20 protein-coding genes are annotated in these 22,597 nt (G+C 70.7%); all 20 read right to left on the bottom strand.

The genetic code is table 11. The features are described from left to right. Nucleotides 1-2: 2 nt before the first annotated feature. On the bottom strand, nucleotides 3-926 hold the full coding sequence (locus ACZ4U4_RS08830; protein ID WP_467870529.1) for a F0F1 ATP synthase subunit gamma: 924 nt from the start codon (nucleotides 924-926) through the stop codon (nucleotides 3-5). Nucleotides 927-946: 20 nt separating this feature from the next. Beyond that, nucleotides 947-2,539: a F0F1 ATP synthase subunit alpha gene (gene atpA / locus ACZ4U4_RS08825; RefSeq protein ID WP_467870527.1), complete on the bottom strand. Its 1,593-nt coding sequence runs from the start codon at nucleotides 2,537-2,539 to the stop codon at nucleotides 947-949. A gap of 215 nt (nucleotides 2,540-2,754) precedes the next feature. Then, entirely contained in the window at nucleotides 2,755-3,570 is an 816-nt protein-coding gene (locus ACZ4U4_RS08820) for a F0F1 ATP synthase subunit delta (protein ID WP_467870525.1), read from the bottom strand. Continuing rightward, nucleotides 3,567-4,139 carry a F0F1 ATP synthase subunit B gene (locus ACZ4U4_RS08815; protein ID WP_467870940.1) on the bottom strand — a complete coding sequence of 191 codons (573 nt, stop codon included), beginning with the start codon at nucleotides 4,137-4,139 and terminating at the stop codon, nucleotides 3,567-3,569. Before ACZ4U4_RS08815 ends, ACZ4U4_RS08820 begins: the two co-directional genes overlap by 4 nt. Nucleotides 4,140-4,186: 47 nt before the next feature. Continuing rightward, on the bottom strand, nucleotides 4,187-4,429 hold the full coding sequence (gene atpE / locus ACZ4U4_RS08810) for an ATP synthase F0 subunit C (RefSeq protein ID WP_030280712.1): 243 nt from the start codon (nucleotides 4,427-4,429) through the stop codon (nucleotides 4,187-4,189). Between the two features lie 76 nt (nucleotides 4,430-4,505). Continuing rightward, nucleotides 4,506-5,303 (bottom strand): F0F1 ATP synthase subunit A, encoded by a 798-nt coding sequence (gene atpB, locus ACZ4U4_RS08805; protein ID WP_467870937.1) that lies wholly within the window; start codon nucleotides 5,301-5,303, stop codon nucleotides 4,506-4,508. Nucleotides 5,304-5,582: 279 nt separating this feature from the next. After that, nucleotides 5,583-6,020: a hypothetical protein gene (locus tag ACZ4U4_RS08800; RefSeq protein ID WP_391640233.1), complete on the bottom strand. Its 438-nt coding sequence runs from the start codon at nucleotides 6,018-6,020 to the stop codon at nucleotides 5,583-5,585. Between the two features lie 301 nt (nucleotides 6,021-6,321). After that, nucleotides 6,322-7,665, bottom strand: coding sequence for an MraY family glycosyltransferase (locus tag ACZ4U4_RS08795; RefSeq protein ID WP_467870522.1), 1,344 nt, complete (start codon nucleotides 7,663-7,665; stop codon nucleotides 6,322-6,324). 141 nt (nucleotides 7,666-7,806) lie between these two features. Next, a complete protein-coding gene (locus ACZ4U4_RS08790) occupies nucleotides 7,807-9,132 on the bottom strand; it encodes a serine hydroxymethyltransferase (protein ID WP_467870519.1) in 1,326 nt (441 codons plus the stop codon). 308 nt (nucleotides 9,133-9,440) lie between these two features. Next, nucleotides 9,441-10,172 carry an arsenate reductase/protein-tyrosine-phosphatase family protein gene (locus ACZ4U4_RS08785; RefSeq protein ID WP_425423804.1) on the bottom strand — a complete coding sequence of 244 codons (732 nt, stop codon included), beginning with the start codon at nucleotides 10,170-10,172 and terminating at the stop codon, nucleotides 9,441-9,443. Next, nucleotides 10,169-10,816, bottom strand: a complete 648-nt coding sequence (locus ACZ4U4_RS08780; protein WP_030280723.1) for an L-threonylcarbamoyladenylate synthase — start codon at nucleotides 10,814-10,816, stop codon at nucleotides 10,169-10,171. The genes ACZ4U4_RS08785 and ACZ4U4_RS08780 overlap by 4 nt, the downstream gene beginning before the upstream one ends. A gap of 50 nt (nucleotides 10,817-10,866) precedes the next feature. Next, entirely contained in the window at nucleotides 10,867-11,712 is an 846-nt protein-coding gene (gene prmC / locus ACZ4U4_RS08775) for a peptide chain release factor N(5)-glutamine methyltransferase (protein ID WP_030280725.1), read from the bottom strand. Between the two features lie 58 nt (nucleotides 11,713-11,770). Then, nucleotides 11,771-12,850: a peptide chain release factor 1 gene (gene prfA / locus ACZ4U4_RS08770; protein WP_467870515.1), complete on the bottom strand. Its 1,080-nt coding sequence runs from the start codon at nucleotides 12,848-12,850 to the stop codon at nucleotides 11,771-11,773. Nucleotides 12,851-13,014: 164 nt separating this feature from the next. Further along, the gene (gene rpmE, locus ACZ4U4_RS08765) at nucleotides 13,015-13,239 is read right to left on the bottom strand and encodes a 50S ribosomal protein L31 (protein ID WP_467870513.1); all 225 of its coding nucleotides are present in this window, start codon (nucleotides 13,237-13,239) and stop codon (nucleotides 13,015-13,017) included. 221 nt (nucleotides 13,240-13,460) lie between these two features. Beyond that, on the bottom strand, nucleotides 13,461-14,609 hold the full coding sequence (locus ACZ4U4_RS08760; RefSeq protein ID WP_467870511.1) for an LCP family protein: 1,149 nt from the start codon (nucleotides 14,607-14,609) through the stop codon (nucleotides 13,461-13,463). A 367-nt stretch (nucleotides 14,610-14,976) separates the two neighbouring features. After that, on the bottom strand, nucleotides 14,977-17,037 hold the full coding sequence (gene rho / locus ACZ4U4_RS08755; protein WP_467870508.1) for a transcription termination factor Rho: 2,061 nt from the start codon (nucleotides 17,035-17,037) through the stop codon (nucleotides 14,977-14,979). A 377-nt stretch (nucleotides 17,038-17,414) separates the two neighbouring features. Then, a complete protein-coding gene (gene thrB / locus ACZ4U4_RS08750) occupies nucleotides 17,415-18,332 on the bottom strand; it encodes a homoserine kinase (RefSeq protein WP_467870505.1) in 918 nt (305 codons plus the stop codon). A 321-nt stretch (nucleotides 18,333-18,653) separates the two neighbouring features. After that, nucleotides 18,654-19,739 (bottom strand): threonine synthase, encoded by a 1,086-nt coding sequence (gene thrC / locus ACZ4U4_RS08745; RefSeq protein WP_467870503.1) that lies wholly within the window; start codon nucleotides 19,737-19,739, stop codon nucleotides 18,654-18,656. 8 nt (nucleotides 19,740-19,747) lie between these two features. Next, nucleotides 19,748-21,049 carry a homoserine dehydrogenase gene (locus ACZ4U4_RS08740; protein WP_467870502.1) on the bottom strand — a complete coding sequence of 434 codons (1,302 nt, stop codon included), beginning with the start codon at nucleotides 21,047-21,049 and terminating at the stop codon, nucleotides 19,748-19,750. Nucleotides 21,050-21,187: 138 nt separating this feature from the next. Next, entirely contained in the window at nucleotides 21,188-22,579 is a 1,392-nt protein-coding gene (gene lysA, locus ACZ4U4_RS08735) for a diaminopimelate decarboxylase (protein WP_467870500.1), read from the bottom strand. Nucleotides 22,580-22,597: the final 18 nt, after the last annotated feature.

Genomic DNA, 22,597 nt, shown 5'->3' with positions numbered 1-22,597 from the left:
TGTCAGTCACTCCCCGCGGTCGCGTCGGCCAGGGCGCTCGCGCCACCGACGATCTCGCTGATTTCCTGGGTGATTTCGGCCTGGCGGGCCGCGTTGGCAAGCCGCGAGAGCGACTTGATGAGCTCTTCGGCGTTGTCGGTGGCCGACTTCATCGCGCGCCGCGTGGCGGCGTGCTTCGAGGCGGCGGCCTGGAGCAGCGCGTTGTAGATCCGCGACTCGACGTACCGCGGCAGCAGGGCGTCGAGGACGTCCTCCGCCGAGGGCTCGAACTCGAAGAGGGGGAGGATCTCCCCGCCCTTCGCCGACTCCTCCTGCTCGTCCGCGGCGGTGCCGAGGCTGAGCGGCAGCAGCCGGTCGTCGAGCGCCGTCTGCGTCATCATCGACACGAACTCCGTGAAGACGATGTGGAGTTCGTCCACACCACCGTCAGCGGTGTCCTTCTGCACGGCGGCGATCAGCGGCGCGGCGATCGCCTTCGCGTCGGCGTACGTCGGGCTGTCGGTGAAGCCGGTCCACGACTCCTGCACCGTCCGCTCGCGGAAGGCGTAGTACGACACGCCCTTGCGCCCGACGATGTAGGCGTCGACCTCCTTGCCCTCGGCCCGGAGCCGCTCGGTGAGCTGCTCCGCGGCCTTGATGACGTTGGAGGAGTAGCCGCCGGCCAGACCGCGGTCGCTCGTGATGAGCAGCAGCGCGGCGCGGGCCGGCCGCTCCGCCTCGGTCGTGAGCGGGTGCTGGGTGTTCGAGCCCGTGGCAACCGCTGTCACCGCGCGGGTCAGTTCACTCGCGTACGGCGTCGATGCCGCCACCTGGCGCTGCGCCTTGACGACGCGCGAGGCGGCGATCATCTCCATCGCCTTGGTGATCTTCTTGGTCGCGGTGACGGAGCGGATGCGACGCTTGTAGACCCGGAGCGAGGCTCCCATGGATCAGGTCCCTTCCGTCGTCACTTGGCGGTGCTGACCGGAGCGTCCTCACCGAGAAGCTTGCCGTCCGAGGTCTCGAACTGCTGCTTGAAGGCGGCGACGGAATCGGTGAGCGCCTGGATGGTGTCGTCGGACATCTTGCCGCCCTCGACGATGCTGACCAGCAGGTCCTTCTTCTCCCGGCCCAGGTAGTCCAGGAGCTCCCGCTCGAAGCGGCGGATGTCCTCGACGGGCACGTCGTCCATCTTGCCGGTGGTGCCGGCCCAGATGGAGACGACCTGGTTCTCGACGGGGTACGGGGCGTACTGACCCTGCTTGAGCAGCTCGGTCATGCGCTTACCGCGCTCCAGCTGGGCCTTCGAGGCAGCGTCCAGGTCGGAACCGAAGGCGGCGAACGCCTCCAGCTCGCGGTACTGGGCGAGGTCCACACGGAGACGGCCGGAGACCTGCTTCATGGCCTTGTGCTGGGCGGAGCCACCGACACGGGAGACGGAGATACCGACGTTCAGCGCCGGGCGCTGGCCCGCGTTGAACAGGTCGGACTCCAGGAAGCACTGGCCGTCGGTGATGGAGATGACGTTGGTCGGAATGAACGCCGACACGTCGTTCGCCTTGGTCTCGACGATCGGGAGGCCCGTCATCGAACCGGCACCCAGCTCGTCGGAGAGCTTCGCGCAGCGCTCCAGCAGACGCGAGTGCAGGTAGAAGACGTCGCCCGGGTACGCCTCACGGCCCGGCGGGCGGCGCAGCAGCAGGGACACGGCGCGGTAGGCGTCGGCCTGCTTCGAGAGGTCGTCGAAGATGATCAGGACGTGCTTGCCCTGGTACATCCAGTGCTGGCCGATGGCCGAGCCGGTGTAGGGCGCCAGGTACTTGAAGCCCGCCGGGTCGGACGCCGGGGCGGCGACGATGGTGGTGTACTCCAGGGCGCCGGCCTCCTCCAGCGCGCCGCGCACGGACGCGATGGTGGAGCCCTTCTGACCGATGGCGACGTAGATGCAGCGGACCTGCTTCTTCGGGTCGCCCGAGCGCCAGTTGTCGCGCTGGTTGATGATCGTGTCGACGGCCAGCGCGGTCTTGCCGGTCTGACGGTCACCGATGATCAGCTGACGCTGGCCACGGCCGATCGGGACCATCGAGTCGACGGCCTTGTAGCCGGTCTGCATCGGCTCATGGACCGACTTACGGACCATGACGCCCGGAGCCTGCAGCTCCAGGGCGCGGCGGCCCTCGGACTCGATCTCGCCGAGGCCGTCGATCGGGTTGCCCAGCGGGTCGACGACGCGGCCGAGGTAGCCCTCGCCCACGGCGACCGAGAGCACCTCACCGGTGCGCTGCACCGGCTGGCCCTCCTCGATCCCGTTGAACTCGCCGAGGACGACGGCACCGATTTCGCGCTCTTCGAGGTTGAGCGCGAGGCCGAGGGTGCCGTCCTCGAACTTCAGCAGTTCGTTCGCCATCGCCGAGGGAAGGCCCTCGACCTTCGCGATGCCGTCACCGGCCTCGCTGACCGTGCCGACCTCCTCGCGCGAGGCCGCGTCCGGCTTGTACGCCTGGACGAAGTTCTCCAGCGCGTCCCGGATCTCCTCCGGCCGGATCGTGAGCTCCGCCATCTGGGTTCCCTGCTCTCCTTGTTGGGCCCGAAGTTACTTGCGGGGGTCTGGGGGTTACGTCCCCAGGGGGTTTCCGCTTACGGCCCAACTCGGGCCGCCGTCGTGCTTGTGCTGTCTCCCGGCGCGGGCTCCCGGCCGCGGCCGGACCTCTCGGTCCGGCCCGTCGGTGCCGGCGCCCTGCCACCGGTGGTGCAGCTCTTGAGTTGGTGGCTGGGTCAGCCGGCCATCCGCCGTGCCGCCTCGTCGAGGCGGTCCGCGATGCTCCCGTTGATGACCTCGTCGCCGATCCGGACCTGCACACCGCCGAGGACCTCGGGGTCCACGTCGAGGTTCAGGTGGATCTGCCGTCCGTAGACGTTCGCCAGCGCGGCGGCGAGGCGCGTGCGCTGTGCGGCGTCCATCGGCACCGCCGTGGTGACCACGGCGACCATGCGGTCGCGCCGGTGCGCGGCCAGCTTGGAGAGGGCGTCGAGCCCTGCTTCCAGGCTACGGCCTCGCGGCTGTGCCACGAGCCGGCCCACGATCCGCGCGGTCACCGGGTTGGCCCGGCCGCCCAGCAGCGTGGTCACCAGCTCGGTCTTGGCGGCGACCGAGGCGTTGCGATCGGTCAGCGCGCGGCGCAGGTCACCGTTGGAGGTGAGGATCCGGCCGAACCGGAACAGCTCGTCCTCGACGTCGTCGAGCCGGCCGGACCGCTGCGCCGCGGCGAGGTCGGCGCTGTAGGACAGCTCCTCCATCGCGTCGGTGAGGTCGCGCGAACGCGACCAGCGGGACCGGACCATGCCGGACACCAGGGCGGCGGCCGAGCCGCCGATCTTGGTGCCGAGCAGCCGGTCGGCCAGCTCGGCGCGCGCCTCGCCGGACTGCGCCGGGTCGGTCAGGACCCGACGCAGCGAGACCTCGCGGTCGAGCAGAGCGGTGACGGCAGCCAGCTCCTCGGCGAGCTTCGCCGCGTCGACGGACGCGTTGTCCGTCTGCGCGTCGAGCTGCTCGCGTGCGGAGGCGAGTGCCTCGCGGCTCGCTCCGTTCATCGGCCGGCCTCAGCCTTCGTCGTGTCCGACGCCGCCTTGGCAGCACCGCTTTCGAGTTCGTCGAGGAAGCGGTCGATGGTCCGGCTCTGCCGGGCGTGGTCCTCCAGGGACTCGCCGACGAGCTTGCCGGCCAGGTCGGTGGCGAGCTTGCCCACGTCCTGGCGCAGGGACTGCGCAGCCTGCTTGCGGTCGGCCTCGATCTGGGCGTGACCGGCAGCGATGATTTCCTCGCGCTGCCGCTGGCCCTCGGCGCGCATCTCGGCGATGAGCGTCGCGCCCTGCTCCTGCGCCTCCTGGCGCAGGCGCGCGGCCTCGTGGCGGGCGTCGGCGAGCTGGGCCCGGTAGTCCTCCAGGACCTGCTGGGCCTCGGCCTGAAGGGCCTCCGCCTTCTCCATGCCGCCTTCGATGCTCTCGCGGCGCTCGTCCAGAACCTTGTTGATGTTCGGGAGGAGCTTCTTGGCGAGGAAACCGAAGACGATGAAGAAGGCGATCAGGCCGATGACAAGCTCTGGGATCGGCGGGATGAGCGGGTTCTCGGGAACCTCGACCTCACTCGCCAGGCTGACCAGGGTCACGTCAATGCCTTCCGTCTAAGGGTCGTCAGTGGGGCTTCGGTTTACTTGAAGACGAAGCCCATGACGATGCCGATGAGGGCGAGCGCCTCACAGAAGGCGAAACCCATGATCTGGTTGGTGCGGATCAGGCCGGCGGCCTCGGGCTGACGGGCCAGGGCCTGGGTGCCGTTACCGAAGATGATGCCGACGCCGACGCCGGGGCCGATGGCGGCCAGGCCGTAACCGATCGCGCTGGCGCTGCCGGTGAACGCGTCTGCGGAGGCGAGGGTCTGGAGAGCGGACATGCCGGTTCTTCCTTCTCTTTCAAGTACCGGTGGGGGTTGGCCACCGGACGTCTGTGGGTTGAGGGAGGCGGGGTGCTCAGTGGTGCTCGGCGAGCGCGCCCTGCACGTAGTTGCAGGCCAGGAGGACGAAGACGTACGCCTGGACGGCCTGGATGAACAGCTCGAAGGCGGTCATCACGATGGTCATCACGAAGGAGGCGCCTGCGTAGACGAAGCCGACGCCGTTCGCCAGGTAGAAGCTCGCGACGGTGAACATCACGATCAGCATGTGGCCGGCGAACATGTTCGCGAAGAGTCGCACCGCGTGGGTGAACGGCCGGATGATCAGGTTCGAGAGCAGCTCGATGACCATCAGCAGCGGGAGAACCCAGCCGAGCGACTTGTCGTAGCCGGAGAAGTTCTTGAGGGCGCCGACGAAGCCGTGCTTCTTGAAGGTCAGCCCCACCCACAGGAGCCAGACCAGAAGGGCCAGACCCGCGGGGAAGGCGATGATCGACGTCACCGGGAACTGGGCGACCGGGATGATCGACCAGAGGTTCATGATCCACACGAAGAAGAACAGGGCGACCATGAAGGGGACGTACTTCTCGCCCTCCTTCTTGCCGAGCGCGTCGTACACGAGCCCGCGGCGCACGAAGTCGTAGCCCGCCTCAGCGACCATCTGGAGCTTGCCCGGCACGACCTTGGCGCGACCGAAGGCGGCCCAGAAGAACCACACCACGACGACCGTGCTCAGCAGAGCCAGCAGCATCGGCTTGTTGAAGTTGAAGCCGCCGATGGTGAAGAGCGGATCGAAGACGAACGAATGAAGGCCCGGGGCCTCGAAGCCACACCCCGGGATGAAGAGGTGGCACTCCGTGTCGAAGGCGAGCATCGTTTCAGCACTCACCGCGGGCTCCTTCAGCGTGGCGCATGGGTACGGCAACCTCGTTGTGTCGGCGCGGCATTGAGCCACGGAGCGGCACTGGACTGGTCTTGCGGATTAGGGGGCGGCGTCTCGGCGCTTGGCCGGGTCGGATCGCAGGCATCGGCCACGAGGCCCACCGGCTCCAGCTCGTGGAACTCGGGTGCTCAGCCGCCTGCGCCAACTGTGCCGTAGTTGGCACCGGACGATAGCAGGCCCGCGATCGGGCTTTTATTCCGGCCCTACGTGTCACGTCGGCGACCCCGCCGTCTCCGCCTTCTTCGCCTCTGCGGAGTCAGGGTCCACGTAGAGAATCTTCGCCTTCATGTGACCGCGGGTCTGTGCAGCGATCCACACGAGGGTGGCGCCGAGCAGCGTGAAGGCAAATGCCTTCGTATCAAAGAGCGTTGTGTCCTTGAAAGCCAGCAGGAAGACCGCAACTGCCAGGATCTGCACGGAATAGAGCAGAAGGCCCATCATCTGGAAAAGATCCGGGAGCTTCTTCGCGGTCTGCTGCAGGACGACGAGTCCCGCCCCCATGACGAGCACCACCAGCAGCGTGCCGATCACGGCACCGACAGCCCCCGCGCCGCCCGCGAGCGCAGCGCTGACCGCGACGGCGACAACGCCGGCGACGAGCGTGGGCACGAGGGCATGAACGAGAAGTCGGGCGTCATTCGACTGCATGGCGGCGCTCCGGCAAGGGGTGGGGGTGTGTCGTCAGGGACGAGCGTAGACCCGGCCGGCGGAAGAACCTGCTGAGACCAAAGGCCCCGCGCTGTGCGGACCTTCGGCCCTGTCGCCGAGTCTCGTGAACGGTATCACAAACTATTTGATGAGGTCTTTACCTCTATCGTGTGCCGCCTGTCACACGTGAGCGTGATCCTGCGCGTTGGTGCAGCGACAGGCGGCACTTTGTCTGCTATAGCGGCAAGTCACCCGATTTAGCGACGCGGTTGACGGACGTCCGTGACGTCGCACACGGGTTTCAGTGGTGACTGTCCGCCCGGCGCCGGTCCACGAAGCGTGATCGCTCGCCGATCGCGGTGGCGCCGTGCAGCCCCGCGGCGACCGCCTCACGCGCCTCGTCCCGCTCCTCGCGTACGCCCTCCGCGGGCTCCCCCGCGGTGGCCTCGGCGGGCTCGGGACGGACGACCCTGCGGTAGCGCGGCGGCACGATGCGCTGCGCCCACATCGGCGCCCGCGGGGTGAAACGCGGCAGCAGGAGCAGCACCAGCCCGACCGCGCTCAGCAGCACGATGCCCAGGACGATCCACATGCTCGCGTTGTTGACCGAGTAGGCGACCGCGCCGAACGCGATCAGCGCCGACCAGAAGTACATGATCAGGACAGCGCGGCTGTGGGAATGACCGATTTCCAGCAGCCGGTGGTGGAGGTGACCGCGGTCCGCGGCGAACGGCGACTGGCCGTTCCAGGTACGCCGGACGATCGCCAGGATCAGGTCGGCGACCGGCACCGCGATGACGGTCAGCGGCAGCAGCAGCGGGATGTAGACCGGCACCATCGAGTGCGTCGCCTCGCGGATACCGCCGGTCTTCAGGCTGAGCAGGTCCGGGTCGACCTGACCGGTCACCGACACCGCGCCGGCCGCCATCACCAGGCCGATCAGCATCGATCCCGAGTCGCCCATGAAGATCCGCGCGGGGTGCATGTTGTGCGGCAGGAAGCCCAGGCACATGCCCATCAGCACCACCGAGAACAGCGTCGCGGGCGCCGCCGCCTCGATGCCGTAGCCGAACCACATCCGGTACGCGTACATGAAGAACGCCGCGGCGGCGATGCACACCATGCCGGAGGCGAGGCCGTCGAGACCGTCGACGAAGTTCACCGCGTTGATGGTGATGACGACCAGGGCGACGGTCAGCAGCGTGCCCTGCGTCGGCGACGGCAGGTACGTGCCGACGCCGGGGATCGGGATGTAGAGGATCGTCAGGCCCTGGAGGACCATCACGCCCGCGGCGACCATCTGGCCGCCGAGCTTGACCAGCGCGTCCACGCCCCACTTGTCGTCCAGGACGCCCAGCAGCCAGATCAGCGCGGCGCCGGAGAGCAGGGCACGCGGTTCGTTGGAGTCCGCGAAGACGCTCTTGAGATTGGTCAGATGGGAGGCCACCAGCAGGCCCGCGCACAACCCGCCGAACATCGCGATACCGCCGAGCCGGGGCGTCGGCTCGCGGTGGACGTCACGGGCCCGGATCTCCGGCATCGCCCCGGCCGCGATGGCGAACTTGCGCACCGGGCCGGTCAGCAGATAGGTCACCGCGGCCGTGACGCACAGCGTCAGCAGGTATTCACGCACGGGCTGCCCCACAGATATAGCTGGCCATCACAGCCCCACACCCTATGCGGGTCCACGACCGCGCCGTACACACAGGTGGCGGGCTGCCGGGTGACGGGCGTCCCACGCCGTCCCCGCGGTCTGGGACGGAAGGGGACCGTACGCGGTTCCCGTTCAGTTCCGGCCGGGATACGGCGGAAAACCGCCGACGAGCGCCGCGGTGCGCGCACGGACCGCGCCGTCGCCGCGCAGCGCCGCCCCGATCAGCTCCGCGATCCGCGCCATCTCCGCCTCGCCCATCCCCTGCGTCGTCACCGCCGCACTGCCCAGGCGGATGCCGGTACGCCGGGCGGTGCCGTCCGGGCAGGCCAGCGCGCAGGTGTCGAGGACGATCCCGGCGGCGGCCAGCCGGGCCCGGGCCACCTGCGCGTCGAGGTCCAGCGGTGCGGTGTCGGCGACGATCAGATGGGTGTCGGTGCCGCCGGTGGCGAGCGTCAGGCCCTGGTCGGCGAGGGCGGCGGCGAGGGCGCGGGCGTTGGCGACGGTCTGCCGGGCGTAGCCGCGGAACGCGTCGGTGGCCGCCTCGCGGAAGGCGACGGCCTTGGCGGCGACGGAGTTCATCTGCGCACCGCCCTGCGAGAAGGGGAAGACCGCGCGGTCGATGCGCTCGGCGAGGCGCGCACCGCACAGGATCAGGCCGCCGCGCGGTCCGCGCAGCACCTTGTGCGTGGTGGCGCAGACGACATCGGCGTACGGCACCGGGTTGGGCGCCACTCCCCCGGCGATCAGTCCGGCGGGGTGGGCGACGTCGGCGATGAGGTAGGCGCCGGTCTCGTCGGCGATGTCGCGGAAGGCGGCGTAGTCGATGTGGCGCGGATACGCGATCGAGCCGCAGACCAGGGCCTTCGGGCGGCGCTCGCGGGCCAGGGCGCGGACCGCGTCGAGGTCGAGGAGGCCGGTGTCCGCGTCGACGCCGTATCCGGCGAAGTCGAACCAGCGGCCGGAGAAGTTGGCGGGCGACCCGTGGGTGAGGTGTCCGCCGTGCGGCAGGGACAGGGCCAGCACGGTGTCCCCGGGGCGCAGCAGGGCGGCGTAGGCGGCCAGGACGGCGGAGGAGCCGGAGTGGGGCTGGACGTTGGCGTGCTCGGCGCCGAAGAGGGCCCTGGCGCGTTCCACGGCGATCCGCTCGGCGAGGTCGACGATCTCGCAGCCACCGTGGTGGCGGGCGCCCGGATAGCCCTCCGCGTACTTGTTGGTGAGCGGGGAGCCGAGGGCGGCGAGGACCGCGGGTGAGGTGAAGTTCTCCGCGGCGATGAGCTGGAGCGTCTCGCTCTGCCGGGCGCCCTCGCCGATCAGCACCCCCGCGATCTCCGGGTCGGCGGCGGCCAGCGCCGCGAAATCCGCCGGGCACGCCTCGGCGGCGGCCGCCGCGTCCGGCGCGGTGCCCGGGCGCGCATCGGCCGGTGACGTGCTGCGGGATGACGCGGTGGTGGCGGACATGGCGCGCTCCGGGCCTCGTGCGGGGACTCACGTCCAATGTAGGCGCGGTACGGCGATCGGGCGCGGCGGCCGGGCACCGGACGTACGGGCACGGCCACGGGGCCGGGAGAGGGGCGGCGGACGGCCGGGAAGGGCGGTTGCGGACGGGCCGGGAGGTGCGGGGCCGGGCGCCCGGGCCGGGAGGTGGGCGAAAGCCCCGTGGGGCGCGGGCGGGAGCCCCGTCGGCTGCGGGGACCGGCGTGCGGGTGGCCCGGGGCGGTGTCGTGGAGCGCGCGCCGGGTGCCCGGCCGCCCGCCCGTGGCCGGGGGTCAGGCGCGGGCCGGGACCCCGGTGAGGGCGGTGACGACCGGGTCGAGGGCCTGGTTGATCTCGTCGCCGATGGAGCGGAAGAAGGTGATGGGGGCGCCGTAGGGGTCGTGGACCTCGTCGGACTCCGGGTCGGGCGCCAGCAGCCAGCCGCGGAGCGCGGCGGCGGCGCCGACCAGGGCGCGGGCCCGCTCGACCAGGCCGTAGTCGGGCAGCTGCGGGTCGGGCTCCGGCAGGGTGGCCGGGTCTATCGCCCGGACCAGGCGGTTGAACTCCTTCAGCGTGAAGGTGCGCAGCCCCGCGGAGTGGCCCATCGAGATGACCTGGGCGCGGTGGTCACGGGTGGCGGTCAGCACCAGGTCGGCGCGGATGACGTGCTCGTCGAGCAGTTCGCGGCCCAGGAATCCGGCCGGGTCGGCGCCGTAGTCGGCGAGGACCGTAGCGGCGTGCGTCTCCATGGGCGCGCCCTCATGGCCCCAGGTGCCGGCGCTCTCCACCACCAGGCCGCTGCAGCCCGCCCCGCCCAGCCGCAGGTCGAGGGCGTGGCGGTGCAGCCGCTCGGTGATCGGCGAGCGGCAGACGTTGCCGGTGCTGACGTGCAGGATCCGGAAGCGGGCGGGCGCGACCGGCGCCGCGGCGCGGGCCTGGACGGCGGCGGCGTAGCCGGACGGCGGCACCGACGGGAAGGCGGTCTCGCCGGGCCCCGTTATGCCGCGCCCCAGAGGCGCCATCAATTGGCCACCTCGAGCTCGGGCACGACCTTCCGCAGCTCCTCGGCGCTGAGGGCACCCTCCCGCAGCAGCACGGGGATACGGCCGGTGACGTCGACGATGGAGGACGGCACGGCGGCGGGCGTGGGGCCGCCGTCGAGGTAGACGGAGACGGAGTCGCCGAGCATCGCCTGGGCGGCGTCGCAGTCCTGCGGGGAGGGGTGTCCCGTGAGGTTGGCGCTGGAGACCGCCATCGGGCCGAACTCGGTGAGCAGCTCGATGGCGACGGGGTGCAGCGGCATGCGCACCGCGACGGTGCCGCGGGTCTCGCCGAGGTCCCAGGTCAGCGACGGCTGGTGGGTGGCGACGAGGGTCAGCCCGCCAGGCCAGAACGCGTCGACCAGCTCCCACGCCTGCTCCGAGAAGTCGGTGACCAGGCCGTGCAGGGTGTTGGGCGAGCCGATGAGGACCGGTGAGGGCATACCGCGACCGCGGCCCTTGGCCTCCAGCAGGTCGCCGACGGCGTCGGCGCTGAACGCGTCGGCGCCAATGCCGTAGACGGTGTCGGTCGGCAGGACGACCAGCTCGCCGCGGCGGACGGCCGACGCGGCCTCACGCAGACCGGTCGCGCGGTCGGTCGCGTCGCTGCAGTCGTATCGCCGTGCCATTTAACGGTCCTCCTCGTGCGGAACGGATACATCGGGCGTCGGGGTGGCCGTCATGGCGACACCCGGCGCGCGGTGGCGAAACGGGGCCGGTTGTTGAGGTCCGGGTGATCGGCCGCGTCGGCCCAGCCCCGTTCCTCGGCGAAGATCCACGGCACCTGGCCGCCCTGGGTGTCGGCGTGTTCGATGACGACGAGCCCGCCGGGCCGCAGCAGCCGGTGCGCGGTCCGCTCGATGCCCCGGATGGTGTCAAGCCCGTCCTCACCGGAGAACAGGGCCAGCTCGGGGTCGTGGTCGCGGGCCTCGGGGGCGACGTACTCCCACTCGGTGAGCGGGATGTACGGCGGGTTGGAGACGACCAGGTCGACCTGGCCGTCCAGCTCGGGCAGCGCGGTCAGTGCATCGCCCTGGTGGAGGGTTACCCGCGAGCCCTCGACGTTGCGCCGGGCGTACGTCAGGGCCTGTTCGGACAGTTCCACGGCGTGCACCGTGGAGCGCGGCACCTCCTGCGCCAGTGCGAGGGCGATGGCACCGGAGCCGGTGCACAGATCGACGATGACCGGCTCGACGACATCCATCGCGCGCACCGCGTCTATGGCCCAGCCGACCACCGACTCGGTCTCCGGCCGGGGCACGAACACGCCCGGGCCGACGTGGAGTTCGAGGTAGCGGAAGAAGGCGCGGCCGGTGATGTGCTGGAGCGGTTCGCGGGCCTCGCGGCGGGCGATCGCCTCCCAGTACCGGGCGTCGAAGTCGGCGTCGGCCACCGTGTGCAGCTGGCTGCGCTTGACGCCGTGGACGTGCGCGGCCAGTTCCTCGGCGTCGAAGCGCGGTGAGGGCACGCCGGCGTCGGCCAGCCGCTGGGTGGCCTGGGCCACCTCGGCGAGCAGCAGGTTCACGGGTTCCTCCAGCCGGGTCGTGCGGGCGTACGGGTCTTACGGGGTGGGTGGTGCGGGCCTACTGCGCGGCGGCGAGCTTGGCCGCCGAGTCGGCGTCCACACATGCCTGGATGACCGGGTCCAGCTCGCCGTCGAGCACCTGGTCCAGGTTGTACGCCTTGAAGCCGACGCGGTGGTCGGAGATGCGGTTCTCCGGGAAGTTGTACGTCCGGATGCGCTCGGAGCGGTCGACGGTGCGGACCTGGCTGCGGCGGGCGTCGGACGCCTCGCGCTCGGCCTCCTCCTGGGCGGCGGCCAGCAGCCGCGAGCGCAGGATGCGCAGGGCCTGCTCCTTGTTCTGGAGCTGGCTCTTCTCGTTCTGGCAGGAGACGACGATGCCGGTCGGCAGGTGGGTGATGCGCACCGCGGAGTCGGTGGTGTTGACCGACTGGCCGCCGGGGCCGGAGGAGCGGTAGACGTCGATCCGCAGGTCGTTGGGGCCGATCTCGACCTCGACCTCCTCGGCCTCGGGCGTGACGAGCACACCGGCGGCGGAGGTGTGGATGCGGCCCTGCGACTCGGTGGCGGGGACGCGCTGGACGCGGTGCACACCGCCCTCGTACTTCAGCCGGGCCCAGACGCCCTGGCCGGGCTCGGTGGCCCCGCCGCCGCCCTTGGTCTTCACGGCGACCTGGACGTCCTTGTAGCCGCCGAGGTCGGACTCGTTGGCTTCCAGGATCTCGGTCTTCCAGCCGGCCCGCTCGGCGTAGCGCAGGTACATCCGCAGCAGGTCACCGGCGAAGAGCGCGGACTCCTCGCCGCCCTCACCGGCCTTGACCTCCAGGATGACGTCCTTGTCGTCGCTCGGGTCGCGGGGGACGAGCAGCAGCCGCAGCTTCTCGGTCAGTTCCTCGCGCCGGGCGTCGAGCTCCTTGACCTCGTCGGCGAAGTCCGGGTCGTCCGCGGCGAGTTCGCGCGCGGTCTCCATGTCCTCGCCGGTCTGCTTCCAGGAACGGTAGGTGGAGACGATCGGGGTGAGTTCGGCGTAGCGCTTGTTGAGCCGCATCGCCTCGCGCTGGTCGGCGTGGACCGCGGGGTCGGCCAGCTTCTTCTCCAGACCGGCGTGCTCGCCGATCAGTTCCTCGACCGCCTCGAACATCGTGGGGTTCCTTAGCTGACTGGTGTTTCCGGGTGCCGGTCACCTGGTGCGGCTGGGGTGCCGCGGCGTTGCCGGACCCCCGGCCGGGTCCGTGGCCTGGACGACAAAACGCCGGTCCGGTCGCCCCTCGGAGGGGCGACCGGCAACCGGCGCCTTGCGGGTCGCTACTTCTTGGCCGAACCGGCGGTCTTGCCGAAGCGCGCCTCGAAGCGGGCCACGCGGCCACCGGTGTCCATGATCTTCTGCTTGCCCGTGTAGAACGGGTGGCACTCGGAGCAGACGTCGGCGCGGATGGTGCCGCCGTCGACGGTGCTACGGGTGGTGAAAGACGCGCCGCAGGTGCAGCTGACCTGCGTCTCGACGTACTCCGGGTGGATGTCGCGCTTCAAGGGGATCTCCTAGGTTCGGGAGTGCTCCGGGTCGTGCCGCGGGTTTGCGTCACGTGAACCGGGGCCGACGGTCCAGTCTGCCAGGACTTGTCGCATCTCCCAAAACCGGGGTGGACCGACGGGTATTCCCCACCCCCGCGGCGGGGAAACCCCCGGACGTCCGGCGGTTACCCGCCGTTCCCGCCCCTCCACATCGCGTGGCGACCGCGAGGCGACGGGCCCTACTTCACGTACGAGCCGGTGCCGCCCTTGTCTCCCGCGGAGTCCTTGAGTGCGGACTTCGGTATGGCGCGGTCCTGCCGCAGCGCCTCCCAGACCTGCTCCGTCTGCCGGGGCAGCGGGGCGACCCGCGCCGGGTCGAGCTTGTCGTACTCCACGGGCAGCGTGACCATGTGGATGCTGTCCGAGCCGATACCGCCGAGGGTCTTGGCGAGGCCGGTGAGCGCACCGATCGAGTTGAGGTCGGTGTCGGTGGTGACGGTCCTGGTCGCGGTGGACGCGATGTCGTAGAGCTTGGCCGGGCTGGTGAGCACGCCGACGTTCTTGACCTGCTGCATCAGCGCCTTGACGAAGGTCTGCTGGAGCTGGATGCGCCCCAGGTCGCTGCCGTCGCCGCCGGGGACGCCGTGCCGGGTGCGGACGAGCCCGAGGGACTGCTCACCGGTCAGGACGTGGTGTCCGGCGGGCAGGTGGAGGTGGCTGGAGTTGTCGTCGATCGGCTTGCTGGTGGTGATTTCGACGCCGCCGAGCGCGTCGATGAGCTTCTTGAAGCCGGTGAAGTCGACCTCGACGAAGTGGTCCATCCGGATGCCGCTGAGCGATTCGACGGTCTTGACGGCGCATGCGGGGCCGCCGACCTCGTAGGCGGTGTTGAACATCACCCGCTGTGCGCCGGCCACCTCCTTGCCGTCCTTCACGCAGGCGGGCCGGGTGATGAGGGTGTCGCGCGGGATGCTGACGACGCTCGCCTTCTTGTGGCCTTTGTAGACGTGCAGCACCATCGCGGTGTCGGAGCGCGCACCGCCCTCGTCGGCGCCGTACTGAGCGTTCTTGCCGGCCCGGGAGTCGGAGCCGAGGACGAGGATGTCGAGGGAGCCGTTGTCGACGTTCTCGGGGCGGTCCTTGCCGAGGGCGGCGTTGATGTCGATGCCCTTGAGGTTGCCGTTGAGCTGGTAGTAGACGTAGCCCAGCCCGGCGCCGGTGAGCAGCAGACAGCTCACCCCGGCGCAGAGCGTGATGGTCAGGGCGCGGCGGCGCCGGCTGGGCGCCTTGCGGCGGCGCCGGCTGGGCGCCTTGCGGCGGCGCCCGGTGGCGCGTATGCGGCTGCTGCGGCTCGCCGCCGTCCTCTGCGTCCCGTTGCTGTCGCCCATGTGCTCCTCGGTCCGTGTGCGCTGCCCCCGCCCGCCCCGTGCGGGCACGGCGCGTCATGTCGTGGGAGACGGGGAGCCGGACGGAAGGGTTGCACAGCGCCCTGTACGCCCCGGCCGGGCGCGGGCGCGCCCGCGCGCCCCGGCGGTTGGCCGGTATGCCCCTCCCGACCTGGTGTGATGGCCGGTTTCCGGACATCGCCAAGCGGCCGGTTCCGGGCATCTCCTGTGCGAAAGGTCTCAGCGGGACACCTCCGGACGGAGGTATACGGACCGGTCGTCGGCGGTTCACACCATCCGGTCCCGGACGGCACAAAGCCCCCGCACTCGCAAGTGCGGGGGCTCCGTGGCGGCGTCGCGCGGACGGGCGTCAGTCGTTGCCGTTGCCCGTGGTCGGCGTCGTCTTCTGGATCTGGAGCAGGAACTCCGCGTTGGACTTCGTCTGCTTCATCTTGTCCAGCAGCAGCTCGATCGCCTGCTGCTGGTCGAGGGCGTGCAGCACCCGGCGCAGCTTCCAGACGATGGCCAGCTCGTCGGCGCCCATCAGGATCTCCTCCTTACGGGTGGACGACGCGTCGACGTCCACCGCGGGGAAGATCCGCTTGTCGGAGAGCTTGCGGTCGAGCTTGAGCTCCAGGTTGCCGGTGCCCTTGAACTCCTCGAAGATCACCTCGTCCATCCGCGAACCGGTCTCGACCAGCGCGGTGGCCAGGATGGTCAGCGAACCGCCGTCCTCGATGTTGCGCGCCGCACCGAAGAACCGCTTCGGCGGGTAGAGCGCGGTCGAGTCGACACCACCGGACAGGATGCGGCCGGAGGCGGGCGCCGCGAGGTTGTACGCGCGGCCCAGACGGGTGATGGAGTCCAGCAGGACGACCACGTCGTGACCCAGCTCGACGAGGCGCTTGGCGCGCTCGATGGCCAGCTCGGCGACGGTGGTGTGGTCCTCGGCGGGACGGTCGAAGGTCGAGGAGATGACCTCGCCCTTGACCGACCGCTGCATGTCGGTGACCTCTTCGGGCCGCTCGTCGACGAGGACGACCATCAGGTGGCACTCGGGGTTGTTGCGGGTGATCGAGTTGGCGATCGCCTGCATGATCATGGTCTTACCGGTCTTCGGCGGGGCCACGATCAGACCACGCTGGCCCTTGCCGATCGGCGTCACCAGATCGATGATCCGGGTCGTCAGACCGCCCGACTCACCCTCCAGGCGCAGTCGCTCCTGCGGGTAAAGGGGCGTCAGCTTCCCGAACTCCGGACGCTGGCGGCCCTGTTCGGGCGCCACGCTGTTGACGGTGTCGAGACGGACCAGCGCGTTGAACTTCTCGCGCCGCTCACCGTCGCGCGGCTGCCGGACCGCACCGGTGACGTGGTCACCCTTGCGCAGACCGTTCTTACGGACCTGGGCCAGCGAGACGTACACGTCGTTCGGGCCGGGCAGGTAGCCGGAGGTCCGGATGAACGCGTAGTTGTCGAGGATGTCGAGGATGCCCGCGACGGGGATCAGGACGTCGTCCTCGGAGACCTGCGGCTCGTTGCCGAAGTCCTCGCGCCCGCCGCGACGGCCCCGGCGGTCGCGGTAGCGGCCGCGGCGGCCACGGCGGCCACCCTCGAAGTCGTCGCCGTCGTCGTGGCGGTTGTCACGGTTGTCGCGCTGACGGTCGCGGCGGTCGCCCTGGTTGCCGGAGTCGTTGCCGTCGTTCTTGTTGCGGCGGCCCTGCTGGCGGTCGCGGCGGTCACCGCGGTCACCCTTCTGGCCGCGGTCCTGACGGTCCCCGCGGTCCTGGCGGTCGCCGCCCTTGTGCTGCTGGTCGGACTGCTCGCCCTTGGCGGGCCGCTCGTCGACGGCGGTGTCGGCCTTGCCCTTGGGCTCGGCCTTGGTGTCGGCAGCGCCCTCGGGGCTGCCGGCGGCCGCGGTGGCGCGGCGGCGACGGCGCTCACCGGCCGGCTGCTCGTCGGAGGGAGCACCTCCCTGGTCGAGCGAAGCCGAGACCTTGGGGGCCGGCTGACCGGGGATGTCGATCTGCTGCTGACCGGCCTGCTTGTCGGCGCTCTTGTCGGCCTTGGCCGGCTTCTCGGCGGCCTTGGTGTCGCCCTCGCCCGTACGGGCCTTGGAGGTGGTGCGGCGCTTGGGCTTGGTGTCGGTCTCGGCGGGCGCGTCGGCCTTGGCGGAGCCGGAGGAACCCGCGGCCTGCCTCTCCTTGATGACCTCGATCAGCTGGCTCTTGCGCATCCGCGCGGTGCCCTTGATGCCGAGGCCGGAGGCGACCTGCTGCAGCTCTGCCAGGACCATGCCGTCGAGGCCGGTACCGGAACGGCGGCGCCGCGTGGTGCCGGCAGCACCGGTGGCAGGCGCGGCGGGAGCGTCCGTGGCGGGCGCGGTGGCACTGCCATCGGTGCGCACGCCCATCAGATCGGTGGTGTCGCTCACGAAGGGTCCTTCCCTGGAGCGGGCGTCGGCCTGTCTGGCTCGGCGACCGGTTGTGCTGTCCGGCTGGTGGTCCTGCGGTGTTGCGAACCGGGCCGGGGCGGTGGTCCCGCCGGATACGGCGGAAAGATCAGTTCATTGGTACGGCGCGAAGGGATGCTGTGTGACCCATGTCCGTCACGCCGATTCCGGAGCGTGCTCACTCCTGCTCGGGCTATTGCTTCGAGCAGTTTGGGAGGCTCCCGGAAGAAAGGTGGTCCCGATAGGGACACGAAGCATCGCGCCACTCAGGCGTCGAGTACTGACTTGAGGTTAACACTACCGGATCCAACAAACATTCCCCCTTCCCAAGACCGGCAATCGTCGATCACCCGCAGCGGTCACCCGGCGAGCGGCAGGACGCATGCACCTGCCGCGTCGAGGGTCAGCCGGTTGGCCGCCCAGCCCTCTCCCGCCAGTGCGGCGACCTTGTCGGCCGAGTCCTCCTCGGCCAGGGCGAGCACCGTGGGGCCCGCACCGGAGATGACCGCGGGGACACCGTCCGCACGCAGTCGGTTCACCAGTGCCACGCTCTCCGGCATCGCGGGGGCGCGGTATTCCTGGTGAAGTCGGTCCTCGGTCGCGGCCAGCAGCAGCTCGGGGCGCCTGGTCAGCGCCTCGACGAGCAGTGCGGCGCGACCGGCGTTGGCCGCGGCGTCCACGTGCGGGACGGTGCGCGGCAGCAGTCCGCGGGCGGTCTCGGTGAGCACCGGTTTCCCGGGGACGAAGACGACGGGGACGATCGAGTCGGCCGGCTCCATCCGGATGGCGCGGGCCGCCCCGGTGTCCGTCCAGGCCAGGGTGAAGCCGCCGAGCAGACAGGCGGCGACGTTGTCGGGGTGGCCCTCGATCTCGGTGGCCAGCTCCAGCAGCGCGGTGTCGTCGAGCCGCTGCTCACCGCCGATGGTGACGGCGCGGGCGGCGACGATGCCGGCGCAGATGGCCGCCGACGACGAGCCGAGGCCGCGGCCGTGCGGAATGCGGTTGGCGCAGACGATTTCCAGCCCGCGCGGCTGCCCGCCGAGCAGGTCGAAGGCGGTGCGCAGGGAGCGTACGAGCAGGTGGCTCTCGTCGCGCGGGAGGGTTTCACTGCCCTCACCTGCGATGTCTACATGCAGACCGGAGTCGGCGACCCGCACCACGACATCGTCGTACAGCCCCAGCGACAGGCCGAGGGCGTCGAAGCCGGGGCCGAGATTGGCGCTGGTGGCGGGGGTGCGCACCCGGACGGCGGCGGCACGGAACGCGGGACCGGCCATCGCTCGATGACTCTCCTTGATTGAAACTGCGGTACTGCCCCGCGCCACCGCGGCGCCGAGGCGCCCGGCCGGCCGGCGGGGACTGTGTCTGACCTGCCCTGCACACCACTGCGTCATGCCGTGCGGAGGGGAGTTGGCTGCCAGCCTATCGAAGGAAGGTTCTGTGGCGACATAGGGCGCACGGGAGGCGCACGATGCGTGTCGCACGCCGAGCCGTGCCTCACTTCCGACTTTGCAGCCTTTGCACTCTTTGCTGCACGGCGGGTCACCTGCTCCGGGAGCCGGTGACCCGCCGTACGCCCGACGTGTGCGGTTGCGGAGCTACCCGAGACCGAGGCGCTGGGCCGCGGCGTCCGCGTCGATCGGGACGGTGACGGGCTGCGGCGCACCGGCCACCGCCCAGTCGGGGTCCTTGAGGCCGTTGCCGGTCACCGTGCAGACGATGCGCTGACCGGGGTCGACCTTGCCCTCGTCGGCGGCCTTGAGCAGACCGGCGACCGAGGCGGCCGACGCGGGCTCCACGAAGACACCCTCCTGCGCGGCCAACAGCCGGTAGGCGGCGAGGATCTGACGGTCCGTCACCTCATCGATGGCGCCGCCCGACTCGTCCCGCGCCTGCTCCGCGAACGACCACGAGGCCGGGTTGCCGATGCGAATGGCGGTGGCGATGGTGTGGGGCTCCTTCACGACCTCGCCGCGCACGATCGGGGCGCTGCCGGACGCCTGGAAGCCCCACATCCGCGGGGTGTGCGAGGCGATGCCGTCGGCGGCGTATTCGCGGTAGCCCCGCCAGTACGCCGTGATGTTGCCGGCGTTGCCGACGGGCAGCACATGGATGTCGGGCGCGTCGCCGAGCATGTCGACGATCTCGAACGCCGCGGTCTTCTGACCCTCGATGCGCACAGGGTTGACGGAGTTCACAAGTGCGACCGGATATTTGTCCGAAAGTCCACGGGCGAGCGTCAGACAGTCGTCGAAATTTCCGTCGATCTGGAGGATCTTCGCGCCGTGCACCAGCGCCTGGCCCATCTTGCCGAGAGCGATCTTGCCCTGCGGGACGAGCACCGCGCAGACCATCCCGGCGCGCACCGCGTACGCGGCGGCGGAGGCGGAGGTGTTGCCGGTGGAGGCGCAGATCACCGCCTTGGCGCCCTCCTCCTTGGCGCGGGTGATGGCCATCGTCATCCCGCGGTCCTTGAAGGACCCGGTGGGGTTGGCACCCTCGACCTTGAGGTGCACCTCGCAGCCGGTGCGCTCGGACAGCACCTGCGCGGGGACGAGCGGCGTGCCGCCCTCCCGCAGGGTGACCGCCTCGGTCGTGTCGCTGACCGGCAGCCGGTCACGGTATTCCTCGATGATTCCGCGCCACTGACCGTTCGCGGCGGACGCGGTGGAATTGGCAGACATGGGTTCCTTTACTCCCCTTCGACCCGCATGATGCTGGCGACACCGCGGACGGTGTCCAGCTCGCGCAGGGCCTCGACGGTCGACGACAGGGCGGCGTCGGCCGCCCGGTGGGTGACGACGACGAGGGACGCCTCGCCGTCGGCGTCGGGCCGCCCTTGCTGACGGACGGTGTCGATCGACACCCCGTGCTCGGCGAAGACCGTGGCGACCTGCGCGAGGACGCCGGACTTGTCGGCCACGTCGAGACTGATGTGGTACCGCGTGACGACCTCGCCCATGGGACTCACGGGCAGCTGGGTGTACGCGGACTCCCCCGGCCCGGTGGTCTCCGCGACCTTGTTGCGGCAGACCGCGACGAGGTCGCCGAGCACCGCGGAGGCGGTCGGCGAACCGCCGGCGCCCGGACCGTAGAACATCAGCTGACCTGCGGCGTCGGACTCCACGAACACCGCGTTGTACGCCTCGCGGACGGAGGCCAGCGGATGGCTGAGCGGGATCATCGCGGGGTGCACGCGGGCGGTGACGGACGCGCCGTCCGCGGCGCGCTCGCAGATCGCGAGCAGCTTGACGGTGCACCCCATCCGCTTGGCGGAGGCGATGTCGGACGCGGTGACCTCGGTCAGGCCCTCGCGGTGCACATCGTCGATGGTCACGCGGGTGTGGAAGGCGATCCCGGCGAGGATCGCGGCCTTCGCGGCGGCGTCGAAACCCTCGACGTCGGCGGTCGGGTCGGCCTCGGCGTACCCGAGCGCGGTGGCCTCGTCCAGCGCCTCGCTGTACCCGGCGCCACTGGTGTCCATCTTGTCGAGGATGAAGTTGGTGGTGCCGTTGACGATGCCGAGGACACGGTTGACCTTGTCGCCGGCGAGCGATTCGCGCAGCGGGCGGACCAGCGGGATCGCGCCGGCGACCGCGGCCTCGTAGTAGAGGTCCGCGCCGTGCCGCTCCGCCGCGGCGTGCAGGGCGGCGCCGTCGGCGGCGACCAGCGCCTTGTTGGCGGAGACGACGCTGGCGCCGTGCGCGAAGGCGGTGGTGATCAGCTCACGGGCCGGCTCGATGCCGCCGATGACCTCGATGACGACATCGACGTCATCGCGTTTGACCAGCTCCATCGCGTCGGTGGTGACCAGCTCGGCCGGGATGCCCTCCCGCACGCGGTCGGGGCGGCGGACGGCGATCCCGGCCAGCTCCACGGGTGCACCGATGCGGGCCGCGAGGTCGTCGGCGTGCGTCGTCATGATGCGCGCCACCTCTGAGCCGACCACACCACAGCCCAGGAGCGCCACCTTCAGCGGACGCGTACGCATCATTCGACCTCTGCTTTTCATCGATACTGCCGTTTTTCTTCTTGGTGATTTCTCAGTCTCACGCACCGGACGGCACTTTCCGCACCTCGTCCGGATACCGAGACATTTATGTCGTCCACGCCGGACACGCGGACGACTGCGTCATCCGACATCCAACCGCAGGAGATCCTCCTCCGTCTCGCGGCGCACGATGACCCGGCCGGAGCCCTCCGCGACGGCCACCACCGGCGGCCGCAGCGCGTGGTTGTAGTTGCTGGCCATCGACCGGCAGTACGCACCGGTCGCGGGCACCGCCAGCAGGTCGCCCGGTGCCACGTCGGACGGCAGGAAGGCGTCCCGGACGATGATGTCGCCGCTCTCGCAGTGCTTGCCGACGACGCGCGAGAGCATCGGCTCGGCGTCCGAGGTCCGCGAGACCAGCGCCACGGTGTACTCCGCGTCGTACAGCGCGGTGCGGATGTTGTCGCTCATCCCGCCGTCGACGGAGACGTACGTCCGCAGCCCCTCCAGCTCCTTGACGGTGCCGACCTCGTACAGCGTGAAGGCGGTGGGGCCGATGATCGCGCGGCCCGGCTCGACGGAGATCCGCGGCACGCTCAGCCCGGCGGCCTCGCACTCCTTGGTGACGATCTCGCCCAGCGCCTTCGCGATCTCGTGCGGCTCGCGCGGGTCGTCGTCCGAGGTGTACGCGATGCCGAGGCCGCCGCCGAGGTCGATCTCCGGCAGCTCCACGCCGTGCTCGTCGCGCACCTCGGTCAGCAGCTGGACGACGCGCCGGGCGGAGACCTCGAACCCGGCCATGTCGAAGATCTGCGAGCCGATGTGGCTGTGGATGCCGGTCAGCTCCAGGCCGTCGAGGGTGAGCGCGCGCCGCACCGCCTCGGCCGCCTGCCCGCCGGCCAGCGCGATGCCGAACTTCTGGTCCTCGTGCGCGGTCGCGATGAACTCGTGGGTGTGCGCCTCGACGCCGACGGTGACGCGGATCTGCACCCGCTGCCGCCTGCCGAGCCGCTGCGCGATGTGCGCGACCCGCACGATCTCCTGGAAGGAGTCGAGCACGATCCGCCCGACGCCCGCCTCGACCGCGCGGGTGATCTCGTCGGTGCTCTTGTTGTTGCCGTGCAGCGCGATCCGCTCGGCTGGCATCCCCGCGTCCAGCGCGGTCGCCAGCTCACCGCCGGAGCAGACGTCGAGGTTGAGGCCCTCCTCGGTCAGCCACCGCACCACCGCGCGGGAGAGGAACGCCTTGCCCGCGTAGTACACGTCGGCGCCCGTGCCGAACGCCTCCCGCCAGGCCCGGCAGCGCGCCCGGAAGTCCTCCTCGTCGAGGAAGTAGGCGGGGGTGCCGAACTCCTCGGCGAGCGTCTTCACATCGAGTCCGCCGACGGTCACCACGCCGTCGGCGTCGCGCCGGACGGTACGCGACCAGACGCGCGGGTCGAGGGAGTTGAGGTCGGCGGGCGGCCCGGCGTAGTGCCCCTCGGGCAGGACGTCGGCGTGCCGGGGCCCGGCGGGGTGGGCGGAACGGCTCATGGTGGTGGGATCCCCTCA

The sequence above is a fragment of the Streptomyces sp. NPDC029159 genome, from assembly GCF_055564055.1.
Note: the sequence above shows the minus strand (reverse complement) of the source record. Positions and strands in the feature narration are given on the sequence as shown.